Annotated in this window: 20 protein-coding genes; 17 read left to right on the forward strand and 3 right to left on the reverse strand. The window is 41.0% G+C overall.

Annotated features, from left to right (window positions below; translation table 11 throughout):
- From istA to AC622_RS08850, 5 genes are all read left to right on the forward strand, one after another.
- The coding region (istA, locus tag AC622_RS08830; RefSeq protein WP_049670737.1) for an IS21 family transposase at positions 1-1,044 on the forward strand (1,044 nt) is incomplete at its 5' end.
- Positions 1,041-1,802, forward strand: coding sequence for an IS21-like element helper ATPase IstB (gene istB / locus AC622_RS08835; protein WP_049669381.1), 762 nt, complete (start codon positions 1,041-1,043; stop codon positions 1,800-1,802). The genes istA and istB, both read left to right, overlap by 4 nt.
- A 941-nt stretch (positions 1,803-2,743) precedes the next feature.
- Positions 2,744-4,411, forward strand: a complete 1,668-nt coding sequence (locus AC622_RS08840; protein ID WP_049670738.1) for a M14 family metallopeptidase — start codon at positions 2,744-2,746, stop codon at positions 4,409-4,411.
- Positions 4,412-4,844: 433 nt separating this feature from the next.
- Positions 4,845-5,729: a DUF4300 family protein gene (locus AC622_RS08845; RefSeq protein ID WP_049670739.1), complete on the forward strand. Its 885-nt coding sequence runs from the start codon at positions 4,845-4,847 to the stop codon at positions 5,727-5,729.
- A 368-nt stretch (positions 5,730-6,097) separates the two neighbouring features.
- Positions 6,098-7,063 (forward strand): tRNA dihydrouridine synthase, encoded by a 966-nt coding sequence (locus tag AC622_RS08850; RefSeq protein WP_049670740.1) that lies wholly within the window; start codon positions 6,098-6,100, stop codon positions 7,061-7,063.
- 386 nt (positions 7,064-7,449) lie between these two features.
- Here AC622_RS08850 and AC622_RS08855 read toward each other — a convergent pair whose 3' ends face one another.
- Positions 7,450-7,686, reverse strand: coding sequence for a hypothetical protein (locus tag AC622_RS08855; protein WP_049670741.1), 237 nt, complete (start codon positions 7,684-7,686; stop codon positions 7,450-7,452).
- A gap of 440 nt (positions 7,687-8,126) precedes the next feature.
- On the opposite strand from AC622_RS08855, the gene AC622_RS08860 reads away from it, so the two are divergent.
- The 9 genes from AC622_RS08860 to AC622_RS08900 all read left to right on the forward strand — a co-directional run bounded on the left by AC622_RS08860 (position 8,127) and on the right by AC622_RS08900 (position 18,098).
- Positions 8,127-8,678, forward strand: coding sequence for a hypothetical protein (locus AC622_RS08860; RefSeq protein WP_156185598.1), 552 nt, complete (start codon positions 8,127-8,129; stop codon positions 8,676-8,678).
- A 467-nt stretch (positions 8,679-9,145) separates the two neighbouring features.
- The gene (locus tag AC622_RS08865) at positions 9,146-9,820 is read left to right on the forward strand and encodes a TerC family protein (RefSeq protein ID WP_049670743.1); all 675 of its coding nucleotides are present in this window, start codon (positions 9,146-9,148) and stop codon (positions 9,818-9,820) included.
- A gap of 264 nt (positions 9,821-10,084) precedes the next feature.
- Positions 10,085-10,867 (forward strand): acetoin reductase, encoded by a 783-nt coding sequence (locus AC622_RS08870; protein WP_049670744.1) that lies wholly within the window; start codon positions 10,085-10,087, stop codon positions 10,865-10,867.
- A gap of 473 nt (positions 10,868-11,340) precedes the next feature.
- The gene (locus tag AC622_RS08875) at positions 11,341-12,633 is read left to right on the forward strand and encodes an ABC transporter substrate-binding protein (RefSeq protein ID WP_082197091.1); all 1,293 of its coding nucleotides are present in this window, start codon (positions 11,341-11,343) and stop codon (positions 12,631-12,633) included.
- Positions 12,634-12,719: 86 nt separating this feature from the next.
- Positions 12,720-13,679 (forward strand): carbohydrate ABC transporter permease, encoded by a 960-nt coding sequence (locus tag AC622_RS08880; RefSeq protein ID WP_049670745.1) that lies wholly within the window; start codon positions 12,720-12,722, stop codon positions 13,677-13,679.
- Complete coding sequence (locus AC622_RS08885; RefSeq protein ID WP_049670746.1) at positions 13,676-14,518, forward strand: carbohydrate ABC transporter permease; 843 nt, start codon at positions 13,676-13,678, stop codon at positions 14,516-14,518. The genes AC622_RS08880 and AC622_RS08885 overlap by 4 nt, the downstream gene beginning before the upstream one ends.
- 83 nt (positions 14,519-14,601) lie before the next feature.
- Entirely contained in the window at positions 14,602-15,606 is a 1,005-nt protein-coding gene (locus tag AC622_RS08890; protein ID WP_049670747.1) for a LacI family DNA-binding transcriptional regulator, read from the forward strand.
- Between the two features lie 85 nt (positions 15,607-15,691).
- On the forward strand, positions 15,692-16,630 hold the full coding sequence (locus AC622_RS08895) for an ROK family protein (RefSeq protein ID WP_231589498.1): 939 nt from the start codon (positions 15,692-15,694) through the stop codon (positions 16,628-16,630).
- Between the two features lie 37 nt (positions 16,631-16,667).
- Positions 16,668-18,098 carry a glycoside hydrolase family 1 protein gene (locus AC622_RS08900; RefSeq protein WP_049670749.1) on the forward strand — a complete coding sequence of 477 codons (1,431 nt, stop codon included), beginning with the start codon at positions 16,668-16,670 and terminating at the stop codon, positions 18,096-18,098.
- 122 nt (positions 18,099-18,220) lie between these two features.
- On the opposite strand, the gene AC622_RS08905 is transcribed toward AC622_RS08900, so the two are convergent.
- Entirely contained in the window at positions 18,221-19,021 is an 801-nt protein-coding gene (locus tag AC622_RS08905) for a putative ABC transporter permease (RefSeq protein ID WP_049670750.1), read from the reverse strand.
- 400 nt (positions 19,022-19,421) lie between these two features.
- Here AC622_RS08905 and AC622_RS08910 point away from each other — a divergent pair, with 400 nt between their 5' ends.
- The 3 genes from AC622_RS08910 (at position 19,422) to AC622_RS08920 (ending at position 21,481) form a co-directional block, all read left to right on the forward strand.
- Entirely contained in the window at positions 19,422-19,838 is a 417-nt protein-coding gene (locus AC622_RS08910; RefSeq protein WP_049672868.1) for a MerR family transcriptional regulator, read from the forward strand.
- Positions 19,839-19,995: 157 nt separating this feature from the next.
- Positions 19,996-20,583: a TetR/AcrR family transcriptional regulator gene (locus AC622_RS08915; protein ID WP_049670751.1), complete on the forward strand. Its 588-nt coding sequence runs from the start codon at positions 19,996-19,998 to the stop codon at positions 20,581-20,583.
- A gap of 112 nt (positions 20,584-20,695) precedes the next feature.
- Complete coding sequence (locus AC622_RS08920; RefSeq protein WP_049670752.1) at positions 20,696-21,481, forward strand: SDR family NAD(P)-dependent oxidoreductase; 786 nt, start codon at positions 20,696-20,698, stop codon at positions 21,479-21,481.
- Here AC622_RS08920 and AC622_RS08925 read toward each other — a convergent pair whose 3' ends face one another.
- The gene (locus tag AC622_RS08925; protein ID WP_049670753.1) at positions 21,482-21,781 is read right to left on the reverse strand and encodes an Rrf2 family transcriptional regulator; all 300 of its coding nucleotides are present in this window, start codon (positions 21,779-21,781) and stop codon (positions 21,482-21,484) included.
- Between the last annotated feature and the right edge of the window lie 568 nt (positions 21,782-22,349).

Consider the following 22,349-nt stretch of genomic DNA (forward strand, 5'->3'; position numbering starts at 1 on the left):
ACCACAAATTGCGTGGTCTTGCTTGAAGAAATTACAGCAATGGGGTATGAGGGGAAGAGTACAATTTTACGAGATTTTGTGCAGCCCTTCCGGGCACAACCAAAGAAACAGGCCACTAGGCGATTTGAGACACCTCCTGGGAAGCAAGCTCAAATGGATTGGGCGGAAGTCGGTGAAGTAGTGATGGATGGTCATCCACAAAAGGTTTATGCCTTTCTCATGATTCTGGGGTATTCCAGGATGAAGTATATTGAGTTTACGACAGATATGAAGCTCGAAACATTGATGAAATGTCACATGAATGCCTTCTCCTATTTTAACGGCATTCCGAATCAGATTCTCTATGATAATATGAAAACCGTCGTGACAAAGCACAGTCCAACAGAGATTCGTTTTAATCGTACGTTTGAAGATTTTTTAGCCTACTATGGGGTCGTCCCGAAAGCTTGTAAACCCTACCGCCCACAGACGAAAGGAAAAGTAGAAAGAACGGTGGATTACCTAAAGAAAAATTTCTTTCAACGAAAACATGAACCTACGCTGGAAGCATGGAATCATGACATACAGATATGGTTGGACAAAACAGCTAATAAAAAGAAAAATGAAACGACACAAGAACCGCCGGTTCAGCGTTGGCAAACGGAACAGCCACAGCTTCAAGCCTGGGGAATAAAGCCGTTATTCCCAACAAGCCATTGGGAAGTGCGGGAGGTAAGCAGAGATTGCTTTGTCTCTTACTTAGGAAAGAAATACTCTGTCCCTTTTCGGTATGCCGGTCAGAAAGTTAAGTTGAAAGTGACATTGGACAAACAGTTGGAAATATACGATGCACAAGACCGCATTGCCCAACATCCCATTATGACAGGAAAAGCACATATGCATATTCAGTTGGAGCACTATGAGAAGTCAGAAGAACAACAAAAAGAGCAGAAACAACAGAACTCCCCTGGTTTGCCGACCCCGGATTTCTGTCCTTCTACTCCACAGGTGGAAGCTCGATCTCTAGCCACCTACGCCGCACTCGAGGGGAATGAATCAGAATGAAATCCAGCCTTGAAGAACGACTCATCCAGTTGGGCTGGCATGACACAGCCAGTCAATTGGATGATCTGGTAGAGAATGCTTCTACCCATAATGTATCATATTTTGATTTTCTGCACACGGTTGTTTTACAGGAATGGGAACGTCGAGAATCAGCTAAATTAGAAAATCGAATCAAGCGCGCCAAACTTCCTTATACCAAAACCATTCATGACTTTGATTTTACGTTTCAGCCAAGCATCAATGAGCAACGTGTAAAGGAAACCCTTACCTGCCGGTTTATTGCCAATGGAGAGAATCGTCTTCTTTTAGGGCCACCTGGTGTAGGGAAAACCCATCTCGCCCTCTCTTTTGCCTTAGAAGCTCTGGCAAAGGGACATACCGCCTTGTTTTTGACGGCTGACCAAATGGTGGCAGAATGCCGTAAGGCAGAAACAAAAGGAAGCATTCCTAAATTGGCACAAAAATGGAGCCGTCCAGATTTATTGATTATTGATGAGGTGGGATACTTTCCTTTTGACGAGTTGACGGCAAATGTCTTTTTTCAAGTGGTATCCAAGCGATATGAACATGGAGCGATGATTTTGACCTCGAACAAATCATATATAGAATGGGGCAAAGTGTTTGGGGATGATGTCTTAGCGACTGCCATCTTAGATCGACTCCTTCATCATGCGGTTACCTTCAATATCAAAGGAGATTCGTATCGTTTGAAGGAAAAGAAAAAGGCTGGGATTTATCCAGCAGCGTTATCGAAGTAACGGCATCAGTGGGGAATTTTATTCCGGTGATAGTGGGGAAAACTAAAACGGTATTGACATATATATTGGGGGTTGTATTTTCATATAAATAAAGCTGTTACTCTTTTAGCTACTTTTTGATTTTATAATATAACCCATATAATATCTGCAATACCTTAGATTCTTGATTTGTACTTAAAGTTCGTGAAGAAACGTACTTAAACAATCAAGGGCGTTTGTTGAAGACCAAGTAGGTGGAAAGTGTAGCAAGGTTAGTTTTGAAATAAGCCTTTTAGGGGTATAACGAGGAGCTGAAAGCATAAAGCAAATAGAAGAATTGACTTCCTTGAATAAGATTGAAGATTTTTCTGCAACAAAATAATATGAGCTTTTTATATATCCCAAGGCAGGAGTGCAGTGTCTGCCATGTTGTTTTACCGCAATTGAGGGAATTGCTCGGACACTATCCGCTGATCCGTTTAGGGTATATTGATGCAAATGATGTGCCGAAGGTTGCGGCTGCTATAATATTATAACAGTACAAGTGCTGTTATATTTTATTGAAGGACAAGAGGTCTTGAGAAAAGCAAGATTCATTCATTTTAATGAATTAGCTGAACAGATAGGGAAAATATACGAATTGAAAAGGTAAGGGAAATCTTAATCCTGATTAGTGAAGGCTAGTCGGGGTTTGTTTTTCTATGAAAGCGTTAATCCATTAGGGTTAGCGCTTGTTCTGTTTAAACTATAATGCAAAATGGGCAGGCTATAATCAGAAAGTTATTCGTGTGCAGAAGAGGCAAGTTTGCTTGAAGTAGGAAGGTTTTCACTGAGGCTTCGTACCTGTTTTCTAGGTTGCCTAAAATCGTATAGGATTCTATTCTCCTGTTTTCTGGAAATAAAAAGGAATTTGGGAGAATTTCGGCGAATAATGGCAGTAAAGAGGATATGAGGAGGAACGTATGAATAAATTGACGAAGAAAACTGCTCATGCTGCCATTGCCCTTGCTATCGGAAGTACTTTGCTATTGCCAGGCCTGCCGACGTCTGCTGCGGAGGCTGATGACTTCATACCTTACTATGGAAAGGGGCCAAGCTATATTCAGCCAGATAATATCTCACATTTATTCCCTAAACCCCAAATAGATTTTCAAACACCCGCCTTTGCCAAAGGCAAAACGGCCTTCACCAGCCAGGAGGAAATGACCGCATTCCTAAAGAAACTCAGCAAAAAGAATAAGCATATGAGCTATAAAATCATCGGCAAGTCGCTTGAAGGACGGGAGATTCCGATGATCATATTCAGCAAGAATCCTGATAACATCAAGAAAGACAAGAAAAAGCCACTCATCTGGGTGCAGGGGCAAATTCACGGCAATGAACCCGCTGCCGGAGAATCGAATCTGGTCCTAGCGCAAATGATAGCGGAAGGAAAGCTTGGCAATGTCCTAGATAAGGCAAATATCATTATCGTGCCGAGAATCAATCCTGATGGTTCGTATTATTTTAAACGCTTCATTGCAACGGATATGGATGCGAATAGGGATTATATGAAGGTGGAGTATCCTGAGGTTCGTACGGTTTATAAGGCCATTAATGAATACCAGCCAGATGTTGTTCTGGATACGCATGAATACACAGTGAATTCTTCCCTTTTAAATAAATACGGGGACAAGGGCTCCATTGCCTCCTATGATGTCTTAATTTCATCTGCGAAGAACTTGAATATTCCGGAGAAGCTTCGGAAGACTTCTGATAAGCTGCTGCTGCCGGATGTTCAAAAGGCATTGAAGAAGGAAAAGCTATCGTTCCATGATTATTACACCTTATCCTCCTCGCAATCCGGCAAGCTTGTCGCAGAAGAGGGAAGCACGGAGGCACGCATAGGCCGTAATGCGCTTGGGTTGAAGAATACCTTCACCTATCTGATTGAAACAAGAGGGATCAATATCGGACGTGCGGACTTTGAACGAAGGGTATTTGCCCAGGTGACGGCCCAAGCGAACTTTATTAAGTCGACTGTCAAGAATGCGGAAAAGGTTAAACGGACAGTTGAAGAGGCTCGCAAAACGATCGTGACGAAAGGAAAGAACGCGAATGATGATGATCAGATTGTGATCACAAGCGAAAATAAGCTTGTTCCTGACCAAGAGCTGACTGTCGTAGATCTCGCTAAGGCAGCTAAGGTCGATATCCCAATCGATTGGAAAAGCTCGACTAACGCCTACGCTACCTTGGAGAGGGAAAGGCCGACCGCTTATATCCTTCCTCCTGCTTATCATCATATTGCCGATAAGCTAAAGGTGCTCGGTGTGAAGGTAGAGCAATTGAAGAAATCGTCCTCCTTATCGGTCGAGAGCTATAAAGTAACGGACAATAAAGTGTCGAATCAGCAAGAAAGCGGACACTACACCAATAAGGTGACGACAGAAGTCACTACGAAGAAGAAAACCTTCCCGGCCGGCAGCTATGTGTTCAAGATGGACCAGCAGAATGCCAATTATATCGCCTTGGCACTTGAGCCTGAAGGGGTTGACAGCTATGTAACCTTTAATTTCATTCCAGTTGAAAAAGGGGATGAAATCCCTGTTTTTCGGTACATGAAAGAGGGCGGATTAAAAACGAAATAGAACGATGCCATCACTAATTATGAGGGAGCTTCTTTTACAAGGAGCTTCCTTTTTTATTTAACATACGTTTCATTCTAGGTGTATGCCGGCTTCTCACGCAAGTACCTTTTTCATGTCCTTACAGATTTTTGTGGTCTAAATATAGCTTGACTCTCTTAAATCCTTTTCTCCGGACTGAGATTGGAGAATCTAGATAGATGAACTAAGTCATTAAGAGATTTTCCACAAGGAACATCAAATCTATACAATAAAGAACAACATAAACGATAAGTTGTTCTCTAAGTTGTCTAATCCTCATTATTCTAAAAGAAGGTTTGTGTCGTCCCTCATCTCTTCTTGACAAAAATGAAAAGAGAGGAAAACTTTTAGGCGGATTTGTCCGTCTATTAAATGTATCTAAGAATACTAATCAAATATTAAGGAGAGAATCACCATGAAGAATCTATTACTTCCCGTACTACTTACATCAACGCTGCTCTTTACAGGGTGTTCAAATTCGACAATGGAAAAAGAAAACGAAAGTGTTGTCCAAGAAGCTGCGCTTTCTTATGAATATTCCAATCTCGTAGATGGAAGCGCGCAGAATCGAGTTCTTGATTTAATGAAAACAAGAGGATTTGATGGTGGAACTATTGATTGGTTTATGAAAACGGTCGAAGATTACAATAGCAAACAAGGGATGGAGGATATCGCCCCACATGGCTTTGTTTCGATAAATACCGCGAATGCACCGTACGATGAAAATCAGCTTTTTACTAGGTGGGAAGAGTTGCAGCTTCCTTATATAGACCTTAACTGTCGTATCACCTCATTTATGCTGATAAAAGATCTGGTGGATTCTGGCGGTACCATAACAGAGGAAAGCCCTGAGTTGATCTTTGATTTGAATGCAATCGAGAATAACCCAAATGCAAAGATGAGTAAAGCGGATCAGCAGAAGTTTGAAAACATCTTTTATCCAATATCAGCTTCTGAAACGACGGATGTGAAAGAGCACGCTAAGAGCATTGTCAAGGAATGGGCGAAGAGGGACATTTCCTTCGATAATGATTCCATTTCTTGGGTAAATGTATTCTTGCACTATCCTGAAACAGAGAATCTCTTCATCGGACATAGCGGGGTTTTATTGGAAGAAGGGGATGGATATCTATTCATCGAAAAACTGGCTCAATCAATGCCTTTCCAGGTATCAAAGTTCAAGACTAAGGAAGAACTATACCATGTTCTAATGCAACGCTACGATATCAACACAGGGGATTATGCGAAGATTGCTTCAAAGCCTATTATTATGGAGAATGACAAACTGCTTAACCGTTAAAGAAACCGTCCAAAAGCAATTGGAGCATCACATGCTTTGGTTGTATTCGAGGTAGCTGTTCTCAACATAAAGGTAGAAAAAAGGTGAGTGGTCGATCAGGTCATTCGCCTTTTTGTTTTCGATTTTCCATAATGCTTATAGAAAAGTCCATACGGTCCTGCTATTCATTGAAGAAATTAATCCAGCAACATCTATTGCATGTTCTCTTTGCACTTTTCTTCAGGAATCGTTAAAATAAATAAAGTCAAAAAGACGGATGAAAGTTTAATAAAAATTGGTCAATCATAATAGAAGGAGATAAGAAAGAAGGCCTTAATTGTTTTTAAGCAGGCCTGATATCGCTTTAATGAGAGGATTTGAACGGAAAGATGAAAGAGAATTTTTGGCTTGAATTACCACGGCCATTTTTTATATTGGCACCAATGGAGGATGTGACGGATGTGGTCTTTCGTCATGTTGTAAGTGAGGCTGCCAAACCAGATGTATTCTTTACGGAGTTCGCTAATTCCGAGAGCTATTGTCATCCTGAGGGGAATCGCAGTGTTCGAGGGCGCTTGACCTTTACGGAAGATGAACAGCCGATTGTGGCTCATATTTGGGGAGATAAGCCTGAATTCTTCCGGCAAATGAGTATCGGGATGGCGGAGCAGGGGTTCAAGGGGATTGACCTCAATATGGGCTGCCCAGTCCCTAATGTGGCGGATAACGGGAAGGGGAGCGGCTTGATCTGCCGTCCTGAATTGGCGGCAGAATTAATCGAGGCTGCTAAAGCAGGCGGTCTGCCGGTAAGTGTGAAAACAAGACTTGGTTTCACCGAGATCGATGAATGGCGAGGCTGGCTCACCCATATCCTGAAGCAGGACATTGCCAATCTGTCCATCCATCTTCGGACTAGGGAGGAAATGAGCAAGGTTGATGCCCATTGGGAGCTCATACCGGAGATTAAGAAGCTTCGTGATGAGGTGGCCCCTCAGACTCTATTAACCATAAATGGAGACATCCTTGACTGGCAAATGGGCATGAAGCTTGCCGAACAATACGGTGTAGATGGAATCATGATTGGCCGCGGTATATTCAAGAATCCATTTGCCTTTGAAAAGGAGCCGAAAGAACACAGCAGTAAGGAGTTGCTCGATCTCTTAAGGCTTCACCTTGACCTTCATGATAAATACTCCAAGCAAGAAGCCCGTCCATATAAGCCGCTGACACGCTTCTTTAAGATATATGTGAAAGGGTTCCGAGGGGCAAGTGAATTGCGGAACCAATTAATGAATACCAACTCGACAGATGAAGCACGAGCATTACTCGATCGATTTGACGTTTCTGGGCAATAAAGAATGAGGATTGAACAGGCGGGAAACTTATTGTTTCTCGCCTTTTTTATATGGTTTCCTGCTAATGGGACAAGCGTTAATCTGGTGGGAATAGTATCTCATTGTGGAGCTCGTTTTTTGATGGATATCACATAAAATTTGCTGATTTTATGTGTAAACCTTTGAAATCATTCCATTTAGCTCATGCGAGAGGTAAAGAAGCTTGATTACAGTGGAGAGTTAAGCTGAACATGACATTTATGGGCGAAATTTATACGTTTAAGGGCGAATTTACCATTGTTAGTGCGATATAATCCAATAGATGGGCGAAGAGCTCCAAATGGGCTCACAAAACAAAAAAGACTGACGCAACAGTCTTCTTGATAGAGCTATTGGTCAGTCTTTTATTAATACCCGATACCTGCTGGTTTGATATTATTTTGATCATCTGAACTGCAGGGAGTTACAGCGTAGGTCATTTCACACTTAGGGCAGCTCATAATGACTGTCTCTAGTGTGAAAGTTTCCCCGCATTCACATGTGATTTCATGTTTGACTTGAGGAGGATACATATCCTTGCCTTTACTTCTTACTAAGTCCGCGATGGCTTTGCCGTCACGCAGATTTGAACAACCACAACCCATTTCAATTTCCTCCAATCATACACTAACTACTCATAAGAGCATAAACGAGTATAGCATATCCATCTTCCTATTCCTCCTTGTAATTTCTCTCAATTCTAGGAGGAAGTTAATAGTCCTTTTGGTCTCGCTAAAACGATCGTTTCAATGCAGTTTAGTTGATAAAAAAGAGTGAATTGGTAAACTAGAATTAGAATTTACTTACAGTAAAAGTGTAAAATGTTATATTAGGAAGAAAAGGCTAGAGAGGAGAAAGGAAAGAACGGTTAAGGTGATGAGGAAAATGACAGACAGGCGATAAGGAAATAATCCATAATACAACTAAGGGCGAAGGTAGCATGAAAAGAACATACAAAAAGATTACCCGGTTTTTCAAGACAGATATAGATATATTTATCGAGGAATTACATGATTATCGTTACAAATTGGATGGCGCAATCAAGGTGCTTGAAAGAGATATTCAAACGGTAGGAACGGCTATAAACAAACATAAAGCAATAGGACAATACTTAAAAGAGAAACAAAAGAGCAAATATATGAGGATTGATAGCTTAGATCAAATCATCATACAGTATGTAAAGACAGACAGGGAAGAGGTTGCTAAGAATTTCATCAGGGAAAAAGTGAAAGAACAGCAAAACTTGGGGACCATTTCTGAAATAATCGAGATGCACAACCAAAAAATCCTTGAATATCAGCAAAGGCTGAAAAAACTTCAAAGCACATTAGATAATCAAAACAGCCATAGAGAAGCCTTCATTATTCAACAACAAATTGCCTTGCAAGAACTAACGATGATTAAAAAGCTCGACAAAAAAAGCTGGAAGAACCACATAGAGAATATTCAAAAGGAAATCATCCATAAAGATCCCAATAAAATAACTGAAATAAAAATCGATGTTTTAAATAATGACCAGCTAGAGATAGAAATTGAAAAAGAGCTCTCTCTTTACCAAAAGCATTATCCTTCAAGTGGATTGCAGAGACTATCATAAAAGAGAGCAGCGGATTCATTATCAAGAAAGAATTTAACAACAGGAATAGATTGCGGCAATGATGAGAACCGGCATTAGTCAGTTCTTTTTTTGGCTTTTGTCGTACATAGGTCTTTTTCTAATTTGTTATGAAAGTTTGTGCTGCTAGTAAAACGCAGCAAATATTTTTATTGCACGGATCATTGGCAAGCTCGTGATTAGTGGATATTTCGTTAAGTAAGGGAGGTACAGCAGATTCTCCCTAAAATGATCAACTCCATCATATTTTACAAAAGGCACCTTGGTAAACAGGTGTCTTTTTCATTTCCACATTCATATATACCGTTTTTATATTTTAGGTTTTTTTCTTGCAATCGAGCCAAACTAAAGAAGATGTGGTTGGAAAAGAATTATTGAAAAATAAAGTCATTCCCTGTTTATATGAATTCCTAAACAACCTGTGACTTAACTTTTAAGAGGTGAATGAAATGGAAATATTCGGGCTGTCGGTGGTTGTCCTAGTAAAGATCATCGTCATTGATATTGTCATGAGCGGCGATAATGCGGTGGTCATTGCTATGGCCGCTCGCAATCTGCCGAAAGAGCTGCAAAACAAGGCGATTTTCTGGGGAACCTTTGGGGCAATTGTACTGCGCCTTCTATTCGCTGCTATTGTCGTCGCTTTATTAGACATTCCTTACTTGACGCTAATCGGCGGGTTGATGCTTCTTTGGATTTCCATCAAGCTGTTATTGCCGGAGAACGAACAACATCAGGAGGGCGGAAAGACTGTCTGGTCTGCTGTTAAAACCATTATTCTGGCTGATGCCGTAATGTCTTTAGATAATGTGTTGGCATTGGCAGGGGCCTCTGACGGTCATTTTGGTGCCATTGTGCTGGGTGTCATTGTCAGCATTCCGATTATTGTGTTCGGAAGCAGACTCATTTTGAATGCCATGAATAAATACCCAATTATCGTCTATATTGGGGCAGGAATCCTTGCATGGACAGCGGGGGAGATGATTGTCAGCGAAGAAAAATTGGCTGCCATCATTCCAGCAAATGCCCATCTGATTATTCAAGTCATCTTGACGATACTGACACTCGGCATTGGATACTTCCTAGCGAAGCGATCGATCCCTAATACACCAAACGAAGGATGAACATGAAAAGGAGCCATTTTGGTTCTTTTTTTTAATTTAGATTTACTTTGTCATCAGGCGTACATTTTCATCTGTCAGTAAGTGCTTATTTCCGATGATGGCCACTATTTTCTGCTGCTGGAATTATGGCGGTAATATCTACGAGAGGTCCTATGCCTAATAGCCTTATTCGTAAGGGGTTTTTTAGATGGATTGCCGAGCAATAAATGAACCGAACGAACGGAGGTTGGTTTTATTTTTAAATTAAAAAAAGGAGTGAACGAAATGTCTGAAACAAAACGTGTAGCGATTGTAACAGGAGCTGAATCTGGAATTGGAAGGGGAATTGCTCACCGTCTGGCGAAGGATGGGTTCACCGTTGTCGTAAATGATGTAAATATCGATAAAGCGAAAGAGGTTGAGCAGGAAATTCTTCAAACAAGCGGAACCCATATGGCCATGGCAGTTCAAGGGGATGTCAGTAAGCGTGAAGACGTTTTTTCCCTTGTTGAGCAGACGGTTAAAGCTTTTGGATGTGTGGATGTTTATGTATCCAATGCGGGTATTGCCCAAGTGAATCCGATCTTTGATATCACGCCTGAAGAACTTGAAAAAATCTTCAGCATCAATGTCTTTGGAACGGTTTACGGCTTGCAGGCAGCCGGCGAACAGATGAAGAAACAAGGCGGTGGCAAAATCATTAATGCCGCAAGTATTGCCGCACATAAAGGTGCAAGCTTGCTCAGCGCTTATTCAGCAACGAAATTCGCCATTCGCGGATTGACCCAATCAGCTGCCCAGGAATTCGCACCTTATGGTATTACGGTTAATGCGTATTGCCCAGGTATCGTCGGCACGGATATGTGGGATTATCTTGATGAAAAATTGGCACCGTACATGAAAGTGGATAAAGGAGGAGCCTTCAAGGCCTTTGTCGATGGCATTGCACTCGGAAGATCTGAAACACCAGAGGATGTAGCGTCCTTTGTCTCTTACCTAGCCTCATCTGATTCAGATTATATGACTGGTCAATCTGTCATCATTGATGGTGGAATGACTTATAGCTAATATGTGTAGGATTTTATATAAGCAAGAAACCTCTTCGTTCCTATAAAACGAGAGGTTTCTTTTTTATGAACCATGCAGAAGGGGACAGATAATGAAAGCTTTGTTTAAAGAATAACTTCCTCGTACTTTTGTCCAATTACCCGTTTTATCTGCCATTCTTCTTTAGAATTTGGCTCTGTGCGGAATAATTCTTGGAAAGCGGTTTCTAAAATATTGCTAAAAATTCAAAAAACTTATTGTTTTTTCATAATTTAACATTTATAATCACTATTGAAAGCGGTTTCATCCATACTTATTTTACATACAGACAGTGATTTATAGAAACCGGTTTCCTTAAAGGCGGTGCTATTATCATCTTTTACAAAAATTGAATGGAGAAGGAGGGAGTCATGAATAAGGATGGCTTCACATGCTTTTACAGGGATGGTTCAATGAGTGAACGCTTGATAAAACGATAATAGGGGGTACCACAAGTGATACGTTTAAAAAAATTGGCTGCGCTTGGTCTGACAACGGCTTTGGCTTTGTCATTGGCGGCATGTAAGGACAATGATGAATCTTCTGCTGCAAATGGGAAAAACGGCGATGTGACATTGGATTTTTGGACATTTGGTGCAACGAACTATGATGAACTAGCGAAGGAATATGAAAAAGAAAATCCTGGTGTGAAGATTAAAGTAAGGTCAGCGGAGACAGCTGAGCATCATGATGCCTTATTTACAGCATTATCTGCCGGCAGCGGAGCACCGGACATTACCATGCTTGAAATTGACCAGCTAGACCGGTTTAAGGCAGCCCAGGACCGTTTTGAAAACTTATATGATCTTGGCGCAAAGGATATTAAAGATCAATACTTGGATTGGAAATGGAAAACAGGGGAGAACGATAGTGGTGACTTCTTAATCGGTTTGCCGACTGATATTGGACCAAAGGCCTTGTATTATCGAGCCGATCTATTTGAAGAAGCAGGCTTGCCGACTGAACCAGAAAAGGTATCTGCCTTAATCAATTCACCTGAAGCTTTTGAAAAAGCAGGACTTCAAGTGAAAGAAAAAACAGGAAAGGTATTTATCGATAGTATTGAAATGGCATTCAGGGCCTATTTGGATGGCGCTGAAACAACATTCCTTAATTCCAAAGGGGAGTTGTTGATTGAAGAGAAGGGCAATGCCGTTAAAGATGCCTATGATTATGCGGTGAAACTAAATGAAATGGGTATTGTCGGCAAATTTGAAATGTGGTCGCCGGAGTGGGCGAATGCCGTGAATAAAGGGGATTTTGCTGCTGAACTAGGCGCCGGATGGTTAAAGGGCTGGATGGAAGGCAATGCCCAGGAGGCATCAGGTAAATGGAGAGTGGCGACATTGCCATCAGAATTTGCCGCAAACTGGGGAGGCTCTTTCATCTCCATACCAAGTGAAACAAAAAATGCTGAGGAAGCTTATAAATTTACAGCATGGTTAGTCTCACCAGAAAACCAGCTGAAATCCTTCCAAGACAAGGGTCTTTTCCCATCTGCCCAATCGGTCTATGAAATGGATGACTTCAAGAATAACAAAGATGAATTCTTTGGTGGACAATCAACCGCACCAGTATTTGCAGAAGCGGCTCAGGATATTAATGGGGCTGTCTACAAAGGGGAGAAATACTTCCCAATCTATTCCGAAGTATTAAATGCCTTAAAGAACGTTCAAAACAATGGAACGGACCCTGAGAAAGAGTGGAAAGAGGCAATTAAGCGCTCCAAGGCATTATTAAGTCGGTAGTTCACTAGTTTAGTAAAGGTGGGATTTCGGCGTGGCTCGGACTAAAGAGCGCCACTCCCGCCTTTTATGGGAAAAGGGGTATGATAATGAATCTGCCAAAAGCAAATACGGTCACAAATGGGGTCAAGGAGAGAAAGAAGCGGTATCGATCGGAAGCAAGAAAAGATATGTTTTCTGCTTATCTATACATTGCTCCTTTCTTTATTATCTTTGCCATTATTGGGTTGTATCCCGTTTTATTTAGTTTTTATTTAGCCTTTCAAAAATGGAATGGGCTTAGTCCGATGGTCTCTGTAGGATTGGATAATTTCAAGCTTGTCCTAACCGATCCCCTATTCTGGAAATCGGTTTACAATACGATTGTTATGGGAATTATGGGGACCGCTCCTCAAATTGTATTCGGTATCCTTTTTGCCTACTTGTTGAATATGGCGTTTCTGCGATTTAAGAACTTCTTCAGAGTCACCATATTTATGCCCTACATTACTTCAATGGTGGCAGTAGCCCTCATTTTCAGTGTGCTGTTCAGCAACCACGAATCCTCCTTAGCCAATTATGTATTATCACTGGCCGGACTTGATCCGGTAAGCTGGGCAAGTTCAGAATGGGGTACGAAAATTGCCATTTCCATTATGGTATTTTGGCGATGGGTCGGCTATAACACCATCATTTATCTTGCGGGGATTCAAAGTATCTCCAATGATTTGTATGAGGCGGCCACCATTGATGGTGCAAGCAAATTCCAGCAGCTCCGGTACATAACCATTCCTTTGCTGAAGCCGTTTATTATCTTGACGGTGTTTACATCTACCGTGGGAGCACTCCAGTTATTTTCTGAACCAACTGTCTTCTTAGGTACAGGCGCTTTTACCAGGGATGAAGCGATGACAATTGTGATGTACTTATATCGTGATGCGTTTAGATTACAATCCTTTGGAACGGCCTCTGCAACAGCCATTATTTTATTGATTATCATCTCAGCGTTTGCGGCAATCAATGTTTACTTAACATCTGGTATTGGAAGAAAAAGGAGGGGTGAACGATGAAACGAACAGAAAAGAGGAGGAAATTCTCAGGCGGAAGATTCTTTGTCTATCTCTTATTGGGTATTACCTCCTTGTTATCTTTATTTCCATTTTATTGGATGTTTGTTATGGCAACGAGACCGAGTTCAGCCTTTAACTCCATTCCTCCAACTATAACACCAGGGAATATGCTCGTCGAAAATTTCCAAAAGGTATTGAATTCCATTGATTTCTTTGGGTCTATGTGGAACTCCTTTGTCATTTGTGCCATTGTCACAATCGTTGTTCTGCTCATTAGTTCACTGGCTGGATATGCATTTGCGAAATTCACCTTCCCAGGGAAAAACATTTTCTTTGTCGCCATTTTGTTAACAATGATTATCCCTCCGCAATTAGGGTTAATTCCTCAATATTTCCTGATATCGAAAGCAGGATTGCTTGATACATTACCAGGTGTTATGGTGCTGTTCTTTTTAAACCCTTTAGGCATCTTTCTGATGAGGCAATATATCAGTAAATCGGTTCCTGATGAGCTGATTGAAGCGGCGAAATTGGACGGATGCTCCAATTTTAGAATTTATCGCAGTATTGTCGTACCGATTATTCTGCCGGCATTTGCGACACTTGGGATTATTGTTTTCACCGCCGTATGGGGAGAATTCCTCTGGCAGTTTACTGTATTAAGAGATCCGGAGAATTACACCATTCAAGTGGCATTAGCTCAATTAAGCAATACGCGGGATGTGGACTTTGGGATGATCATGTCAGGGGTATTCTGGGCAACTGTTCCGTTGTTAGTCGTGTTCTTACTGTTTAATAAGTTGTTTATTTCGAGCATTACAGAAGGATCTGTGAAATAATAAATCCTATCCAATTGATTATTTATGACAGAAATAAATATCAGCGACTAGAACAAAATCAATCAAACGTAGAAGGGATTACCATGAATTTAACGATTAAAGACATTGCACAAATGGCCAATGTGTCACAAGGTACTGTTTCAAAGGTGATCAATAATTATGAGGGAGTTAGTGAAAAAACCAAAAAGAAAGTGATGGATATTATTCATCAAAGCGGCTTTGAGCCCAACTTCTCTGCAAGGTCGCTCGCAACAAAAAAGTCAAATTTGATTGGGCTAATCTATGCAGGAAGGATTAATGTAGATATGACCCACCCATATTTTAATGAAGTTATCTCTTCCTTTAAGAAAAATATGGGGCTGCTTGGATATGATATTATCATGTTTTCGAACGAAAAGTTTCATACGGATAATGGCAGTTATTTAGCAAGATGCCGTCATTTCAATGTGGATGGGTGCTTAATTATCGCAGGAGAAGAGGTTGAGGAATCGACCTATGATCTCGCCTTAGAGGGACTGCCATGCATCGGAATCGATATTGAGCTAAAAGGGCCAAAGGCAAGCTATATCATGACAGATAATGTAGGACTGGCAAGAAAAGTGGTTGAATATCTCTACCTGCACGCCATCAAAAAAATCGGTTTTATTGGCGGTAAATTTGATTCACCCGTGTCTAAATTTCGGAAGCAAGGTTTCTTAGATGCGATGAATCAATTTGGATTGGAGATTTGCGAGGATTGGATACAATATGGAGATTTTCATGAGGAAAGCGGCTATGTGGCGATGAAGCGAATTCTTCAAAGCAACCAGCTGCCTGAGGCTGTTTTCTCTACGTCGGATATGATGGCACTTGGGGCATTGCAAGCGATTAAAGAGGCTGGATTAACCTGCCCTCAAGATATCCGGTTAATTGGCTGTGATGATATTGCCGCCTGTCGGTATAGTTCTCCTAAACTAACGACAGTGAAACAGGATAAAGAGAAATTTGGTAAGTTATCCGCCTATATGCTTGATGATTTAATTAATGACCGATCCCAACTAAAACCGGTCTTTATAGACTCAGAAATAATTATCAGAGAATCGTGTTAAGCAAATTTTGCTAGATTGTCTGCTTCTTAGATACAAAGACGAGATTCCAATGAAAAAGAAAGAAAATTGGATTGGTGGAGGTTAAATGATGAATTACTATGCGGTACTAGATGTTGGAGGCTCTGCCATTAAATATGCTCTTATGGATGAAACGGGCGGTTTCATTGAAAAATCCTCCCTTCCTACTCCTAAAGTAAGTCTTGCTTTATTTATCGATACAATAGGGGGGATTGTGGATAAGTTCAAGGAAACCTACCCCCTAACAGGGCTGGCTGTTAGTATGCCAGGTGCCGTGAATGTCGAAAGCGGAATCATAGAGGGGATTACCGCACTTCCGTATATTCACGGTCCCAATATGAAAGAGCTTCTTCAAAGCAGGACAGGTTTGCCAGTTGAACTGGAAAATGACGCAAATTGTGCTGGATTGGCGGAAGGCTGGATTGGCGCAGCAAAGGATGTGAACGATTTTCTTTGCCTTGTGATTGGCACAGGCGTAGGCGGTGCAGTCGTTCTCAATAAGGAGATTCGACATGGGAAGAACGGTTTTGCCGGGGAATTCGGCTATATGATAATGGAAGGCTATCTCGGTTCCAACCCAGTCGAAACCTATAGTTCCTTAGCGGCAGTAGGCGGATTGATTAAACAGGTTGCTAAGAGAAAGGATCTTGAACCCGAAGCCCTGACAGGCAAGATAATCTTTGAAATGGCTGAAAAGGGAGACGTGGATGTACAGGACGAAATTGATAAATTTATGCGTCGCCTCGCGGTCGGCATCTATAATCTACAGTTCATCCTCGACCCGGAGAAAATCTTGATTGGAGGGGCGATCAGTCATCGTGAGGGCTTTATCGAGGAAATCAATGAAACCTTACAGCAAATGAAATATGAGTCAGAGGGTTTAACGGTTAAAGTGGAACGATGTCAGTTTGGCAATGACTCTAATTTAATTGGAGCATTGCATCACTTTCTGCAGCGTCAGAAGGAATTTCCATTGATTTCGGAAGATGTTGAGCAGATCTTGTAAGTGATAATGGAGCAAAAGGAAGGGAGAATACTTATTTATGCATAAAAAAAAGAAACCGTTTCCGACGGACTTTTTATGGGGGGCAGCCTCTGCTGCCTATCAAGTTGAAGGTGCATGGAATATAGATGGAAAAGGCGTCAGCAATTGGGATCAATTCGTTCGTATTCCTGGTAAGACATTTAAGGGAACGACAGGAGATGTGGCAGTAGACCATTATCATCGCTATAAGGAAGATGTTCGTTTAATGGCAGAAATGGGCTTGAAGGCCTATCGATTTTCTGTTTCCTGGCCGCGTATTTTTCCTGATGGACGAGGCGAGGTGAATGAGCAGGGCATCGCCTTTTATGATGACCTCATTAATGAATTGCTTCATTATCAAATTGAGCCTATTCTGACTTTGTATCATTGGGATCTGCCGCAGGCTCTTCAGGACGAATACGGCGGCTGGGAATCTCGCAGAATTATTGAGGATTTCACGAATTATAGCGTGGAATGTTTCAAGCGCTTCGGCGATCGTGTGAAGTATTGGGTCAGTTTAAATGAACAAAATATCTTTACAAGCCATGGCTATAATGAAGGCTCCCATCCGCCTGGTCTAAAAGACACGAAGCTGTTTTATCAGGTGAATCATCACGCAAACCTTGCCAATGCCAGTGCCATCAAGGCATTCAGACAGTATGTACCAGATGGCCAGATTGGTCCTAGCTTCGCTTACTCTCCAGCCTATCCAGCATCATCTAGGCCGCAGGATATACTGGCAGCTGAAAATGCGGAGGATTTAAACAGCCATTGGTGGATGGATATTTATACATGGGGGAAATATCCGCAGGCCGCGTGGAACTACCTGGTTGAGGAAGGCCTTGCGCCTGAAGTGGAAGAAGGCGACTTTGTACTCTTAAGAGAAGGCAAGCCAGATTTCATGGGATTAAACTATTACCAAAGCACAACCTTTGAAGTGAACACGCTGGAAGAAGGAGTAGGCGCCGGTGAAATGAATACGACCGGCATTAAAGGGACATCAACGGATTCAGGTATCCCCGGCTTGTTCAAAACGACGAAGAATCCGAACCTAGAGCGTACGAACTGGGATTGGAATATTGACCCGCAAGGATTAAGGGTGGCCCTTCGCCGGATCACGAACCGATATGACCTGCCGATTTTGATTAGTGAGAATGGTCTCGGTGAATTCGATCAGGTAGAGGAAAACGACACGATTCATGATGATTATCGAGTTGAATACCTGAAAGCTCATATTGAAGCCATTCAGGATGCCATTTCAGACGGAGTAGACATGCTTGGCTATTGTGTTTGGTCTTTCACGGATCTGCTAAGCTGGCTGAACGGTTTTCAAAAACGCTATGGGTTCGTTTATGTCAATCAGCATGAAGAAGGCACTCATGACCTGCGGCGCATCAAAAAGGACAGCTTCTATTGGTACAAAAAAGTGATTGAATCGAATGGAATCTAGGGAGCGGAGAATTATTGTATGACTGCCTAATACGTTACCATGGATGATTGTTTTAAGTTAACGGACTTCCATATATGTAGGTTCCTCCTAAGTTTAAAAACGAGGAGGAACCTTTTATGTAATCATTTCTTCAATCGTTCAAGTGAAATTTTCTTTAATTCATCCTTGACCTTGCTGAACTTTAGTTGTTTATACGAACGTGACTGAAGTTTAGGAAATGCCTGCAAAATTCTTTTATGCTGAGCGTTTGTTGTGTTTAGAAGTAAGCTGATTCGCGCCTCCATCTGTTTTATCCGGTGTGCTAGTTCAATAGAGAATTCCTCTTTCCTTTGGTTAAACTCTTCGTCTATCAAATATTTATTCTTCTCAAACTCTCCTTTAATATCCTCCAGTAATTGATACACCTCTTGGACTTTTTTTCGTAAATCCACAAAAGAGCTGATGGTGGTGATGAAATCAACCATCAATACCGTGAACAATAACCAAACGACGGTTTGAAGTGTGTATTCTGGCAGTGAACGAATGGCCTGTTGCATGGCTGGATGAATGATAAAAATCAATGCGACCGACAATAACCCAAATAAGGTGGAGTTTTTCAGACAGACGCGGCCATTCAGGTTAAAGGCATACGTAGAATAATCCCATAATCGCAGCTTGAATATCCGTTCAAGCAGATAGCTGGTGATATATTCTATTAAACTGGCCGCTATTGCTCCGAAAAGAAATGTAAGCCATACATTTGTATGAAAGGGTTCTAAGAAAAATAGAACAGCTATTGCTCCACAGCCATATATCGGACAGACTGGCCCAGATAAAAATCCTCTATTAACAAAGTGTTTCTCCTGAGAAGAGCAATACACCACTTCACATACCCAGCCTAAGAAGCTATAGAGTAAAAAGTAGGCCATAATAATAGAAAACATAAACTCATCCTTCCCTGTCATTTTTGAATGTTTAGAAGATTATCTTAATATAATGATAGTACAGGAAATAAATGAGTGGAATCTTTAAGAAAATGTTTCCTTTATTTACGAAGCAATCCACAAATTCAAACGACTACAAGATTTCTCTTTTAGTTTAGTCATCCTCTATGACAAATATCTAATGTCTAGAAAACCATGGGAGACCTCTTTTAGAAGAATTGGACCTGATTTAATGTCATACGTTTGCTTCTGATGTAGTTTTAACGAGATCAACACGTTGTCAAAGCCATAGTTCATACAGTGGAAGATCGTTTTGACTATGGATAAGCAGCGTGGTATTATCCGAACATATTATTAGCTTTGACTCGAGGTAGGTTATGCATAGAAAGGGGGATTAATGGTGAAAACATATTCTATTGGTGAAGTCGCAAAAGAATTAAATCTGACCGTCTATACATTGCGCTATTACGATAAAGAAGGTCTCATGCCTTCTGTGAAGCGCTCTGAGAATGGTACACGTCTGTTTAAATCATCAGATATCGAAGCACTAAGAATCATCGAATGTCTGAAGAATACCGTGATGCCCATTAAGGAAATCAGAACTTTCATAGAGTGGTGTTCGGAAGGGGATACGACGCTGCAGCAAAGGTATGAGATGTTTATAGAACGGAAGGCAGCCGTTGAAGCACAGATGTTAGAACTTCAAAAGACAATGGAAGTCATTGAACACAAATGCTTTTATTATAAGACGGCTTTAAAAGCAGGTACGGAAGACATCCACAAAAAAGAGAAAATCACTATTCCGACGATCAATTAAATCAATGCTGTCTGTCATCCATGAATGAATACATGCGTTTTTTTCTTAGTACGCTTTTCGCCTAAATGTTCATCCATCTAAACCAAATAGAAACGGCAAAGAATTATGAAGTCCAAATGCTATAATAGTAATAGCAAACAATAAACGAGGCGGTGCAATGGATAACCACTATATGTATCAAGAAATAGAAACCCAATCTGCAAAGGAAAAACTCATCACCGGATTCCGTGATTTGGTGCTGAAGAAGAATTTTGAGAAGCTGACAGTGGCAGAAATATGTGAACAGGCGAATGTATCTCGCAAAACCTTTTATACCTATTTTAAGGATAAGAATGACATCATGGAGCAAATTATTTGGCATAGTTTATCGCAGCCATTTGCTGAATTAAGAAAACTATACTCGCTTCATGATTTGGCTCCGACAGTGATCATGGAATGGCTTTATCAACGAATTTACGAGGATCGAGAATTTTACACGAAAATAAGCCGGTTTTCCGGCCAGAATTCATTTGAGGAATTTTTGTTGAAGCATACAACAAGCATGCTGGGAAATGCATTGCGGGATGTCGATTTGGAAGAGGTGGACAAAGAATATACCGTCTATTTTTATGCGGCATCTCATACAACTTTACTGATTAAGTGGATTCGTGACGGAATGGTTGTCTCACCTGAGAAGATGGCATCATTTTATGAAAAATGGACCATCCCGACCTGGCGTGAGATTTGTAAACATACATTAAGGTAACAATTCTGCATGGATGTCACCAATCATGTAACATGCCGATGAAATCAGCAATCGAATAAAGAAAACGCTCTCAATTATAATAGAGATATAGAATGAAAGGGGAGTGATTTTTATGCAATTGGAAGGAAAGCGAATAATTGTAACAGGCGGTGCAAGTGGTATCGGTGCAGGGACAGTTCGAGCCTATGTTCGAGAGGGGGCAATTGTAGCTGCATTAGATATTAATGATGAGGCAGGAAACAAGGTCGTTAGTGAAGCAAATGCACAAGGACCGGGCAGGGCCGTTTATTATCACTGTAATATAAGTAAACCAGAGGAAGTGTTTGCAGTATTTGAACTGGCTGGCAAGGAGATGGGCGGACTGGATGTTTTAGCTCATGTCGCTGGAATTGAGTCATTGAAAAAGGCGGAGGAATATGAGCCTCAAGATATGGACCTCGTTTGGGGCATTAATATCAATGGAACGATTTATGCAAACCAGGCAGCATGTAAGATCATGAAGGAACAGGACGGAGAAGGGGCTATCATCAACTTTGCCTCAGATGTGGCTTTGGCTGGGCAGCCAAACGGGGCGTTATATGCGGCTTCAAAAGGGGCTGTTCTTTCATGGACACGGACCATTGCCTATGAATGGGCGATTCGTTACAATATCCGTTGCAATTGCGTGAATCCAACGATGAAAACACCCATGTACCAAGAATACCTGGACAATCTGGAAGAGGGGGAACGGGCTAAATTCTTGGCCGCTGAGCGCATGAAAGTACCAATGCGGGGTGAAATGGGTGATGTAGACCGTGATATGGCACCAGTTATGGTATTTTTGGCCTCCGATGCATCAGGTTATATCAATGGGCAAATCATTCCAGTTAATGGCGGACGTAACATGTTGCGTGGATAATCAACATCTCACCTGAATCGTCAGGTGAGCTTTTTTTTTTGATTGAAATGTATCCTGAATATCCGCAATTGTATAGTTTTCTAATATCTTGCCAAACTCTCCTTCTGCTACTGTTAATATTTTGGTCATCAATTGATCGGTCTTATTCAATGTCATTGCTTCGTCATTAAAGAAGCTGTTTTTTGTTAAAGCTAGATAGACATCGTATATGGTTGTTTCAGATGAGTCAGCATTGAGTTTATAACCTCCATAACGTCCTCCATATCCTATTACTAAATCTTGCTCCATTAATTTTGCCAATACTTATCGAATGAAGCTTGATTCAATTCCCAGTATCTCAGCTAAAGAATTACTTGACTGCAACTCCTCAGAGGACGCTAGCTCAAGAAGTTTGTAATATACTGATGCCTTTGTCTAATCCTAGGTTTTTGACACTTACTCAAGTATTAAAGGAAGGGCTCTTTCATACAAAAGATGATGCGTTTAGATACTTGAACACGCTTATGTTCTAGTACACTTTATATATATTGTTTTTTGTATGCAAATCATCCAGTATTTTGATTCTGAGATAGTCCAACTTAATGTCTTCAATAAGGGTTCCAAAAGACAGAATATAATTGCATAACCAACTCCCGTCAGGTATGTTCAAACGATTTAATGGGATTGTTTTATAAGTAATACCTATTATGATAGGTCTTAGATGCCCTTCTTATTATTTCTAGGGTTGTACTATTAGATGATTGTAGAGTCGTTACATCCATACAGCTAAAATTTACCATATGATACAAAAGGATATACTAAATGAATGGGTAAGTACGCCAACATGAGTGCATACTTACTTAAGGAAATCGGCTTTATTCTATGGAAT

The organism is Bacillus sp. FJAT-27916, from assembly GCF_001183965.1.
Classification (GTDB): domain Bacteria; phylum Bacillota; class Bacilli; order Bacillales; family Pradoshiaceae; genus Pradoshia.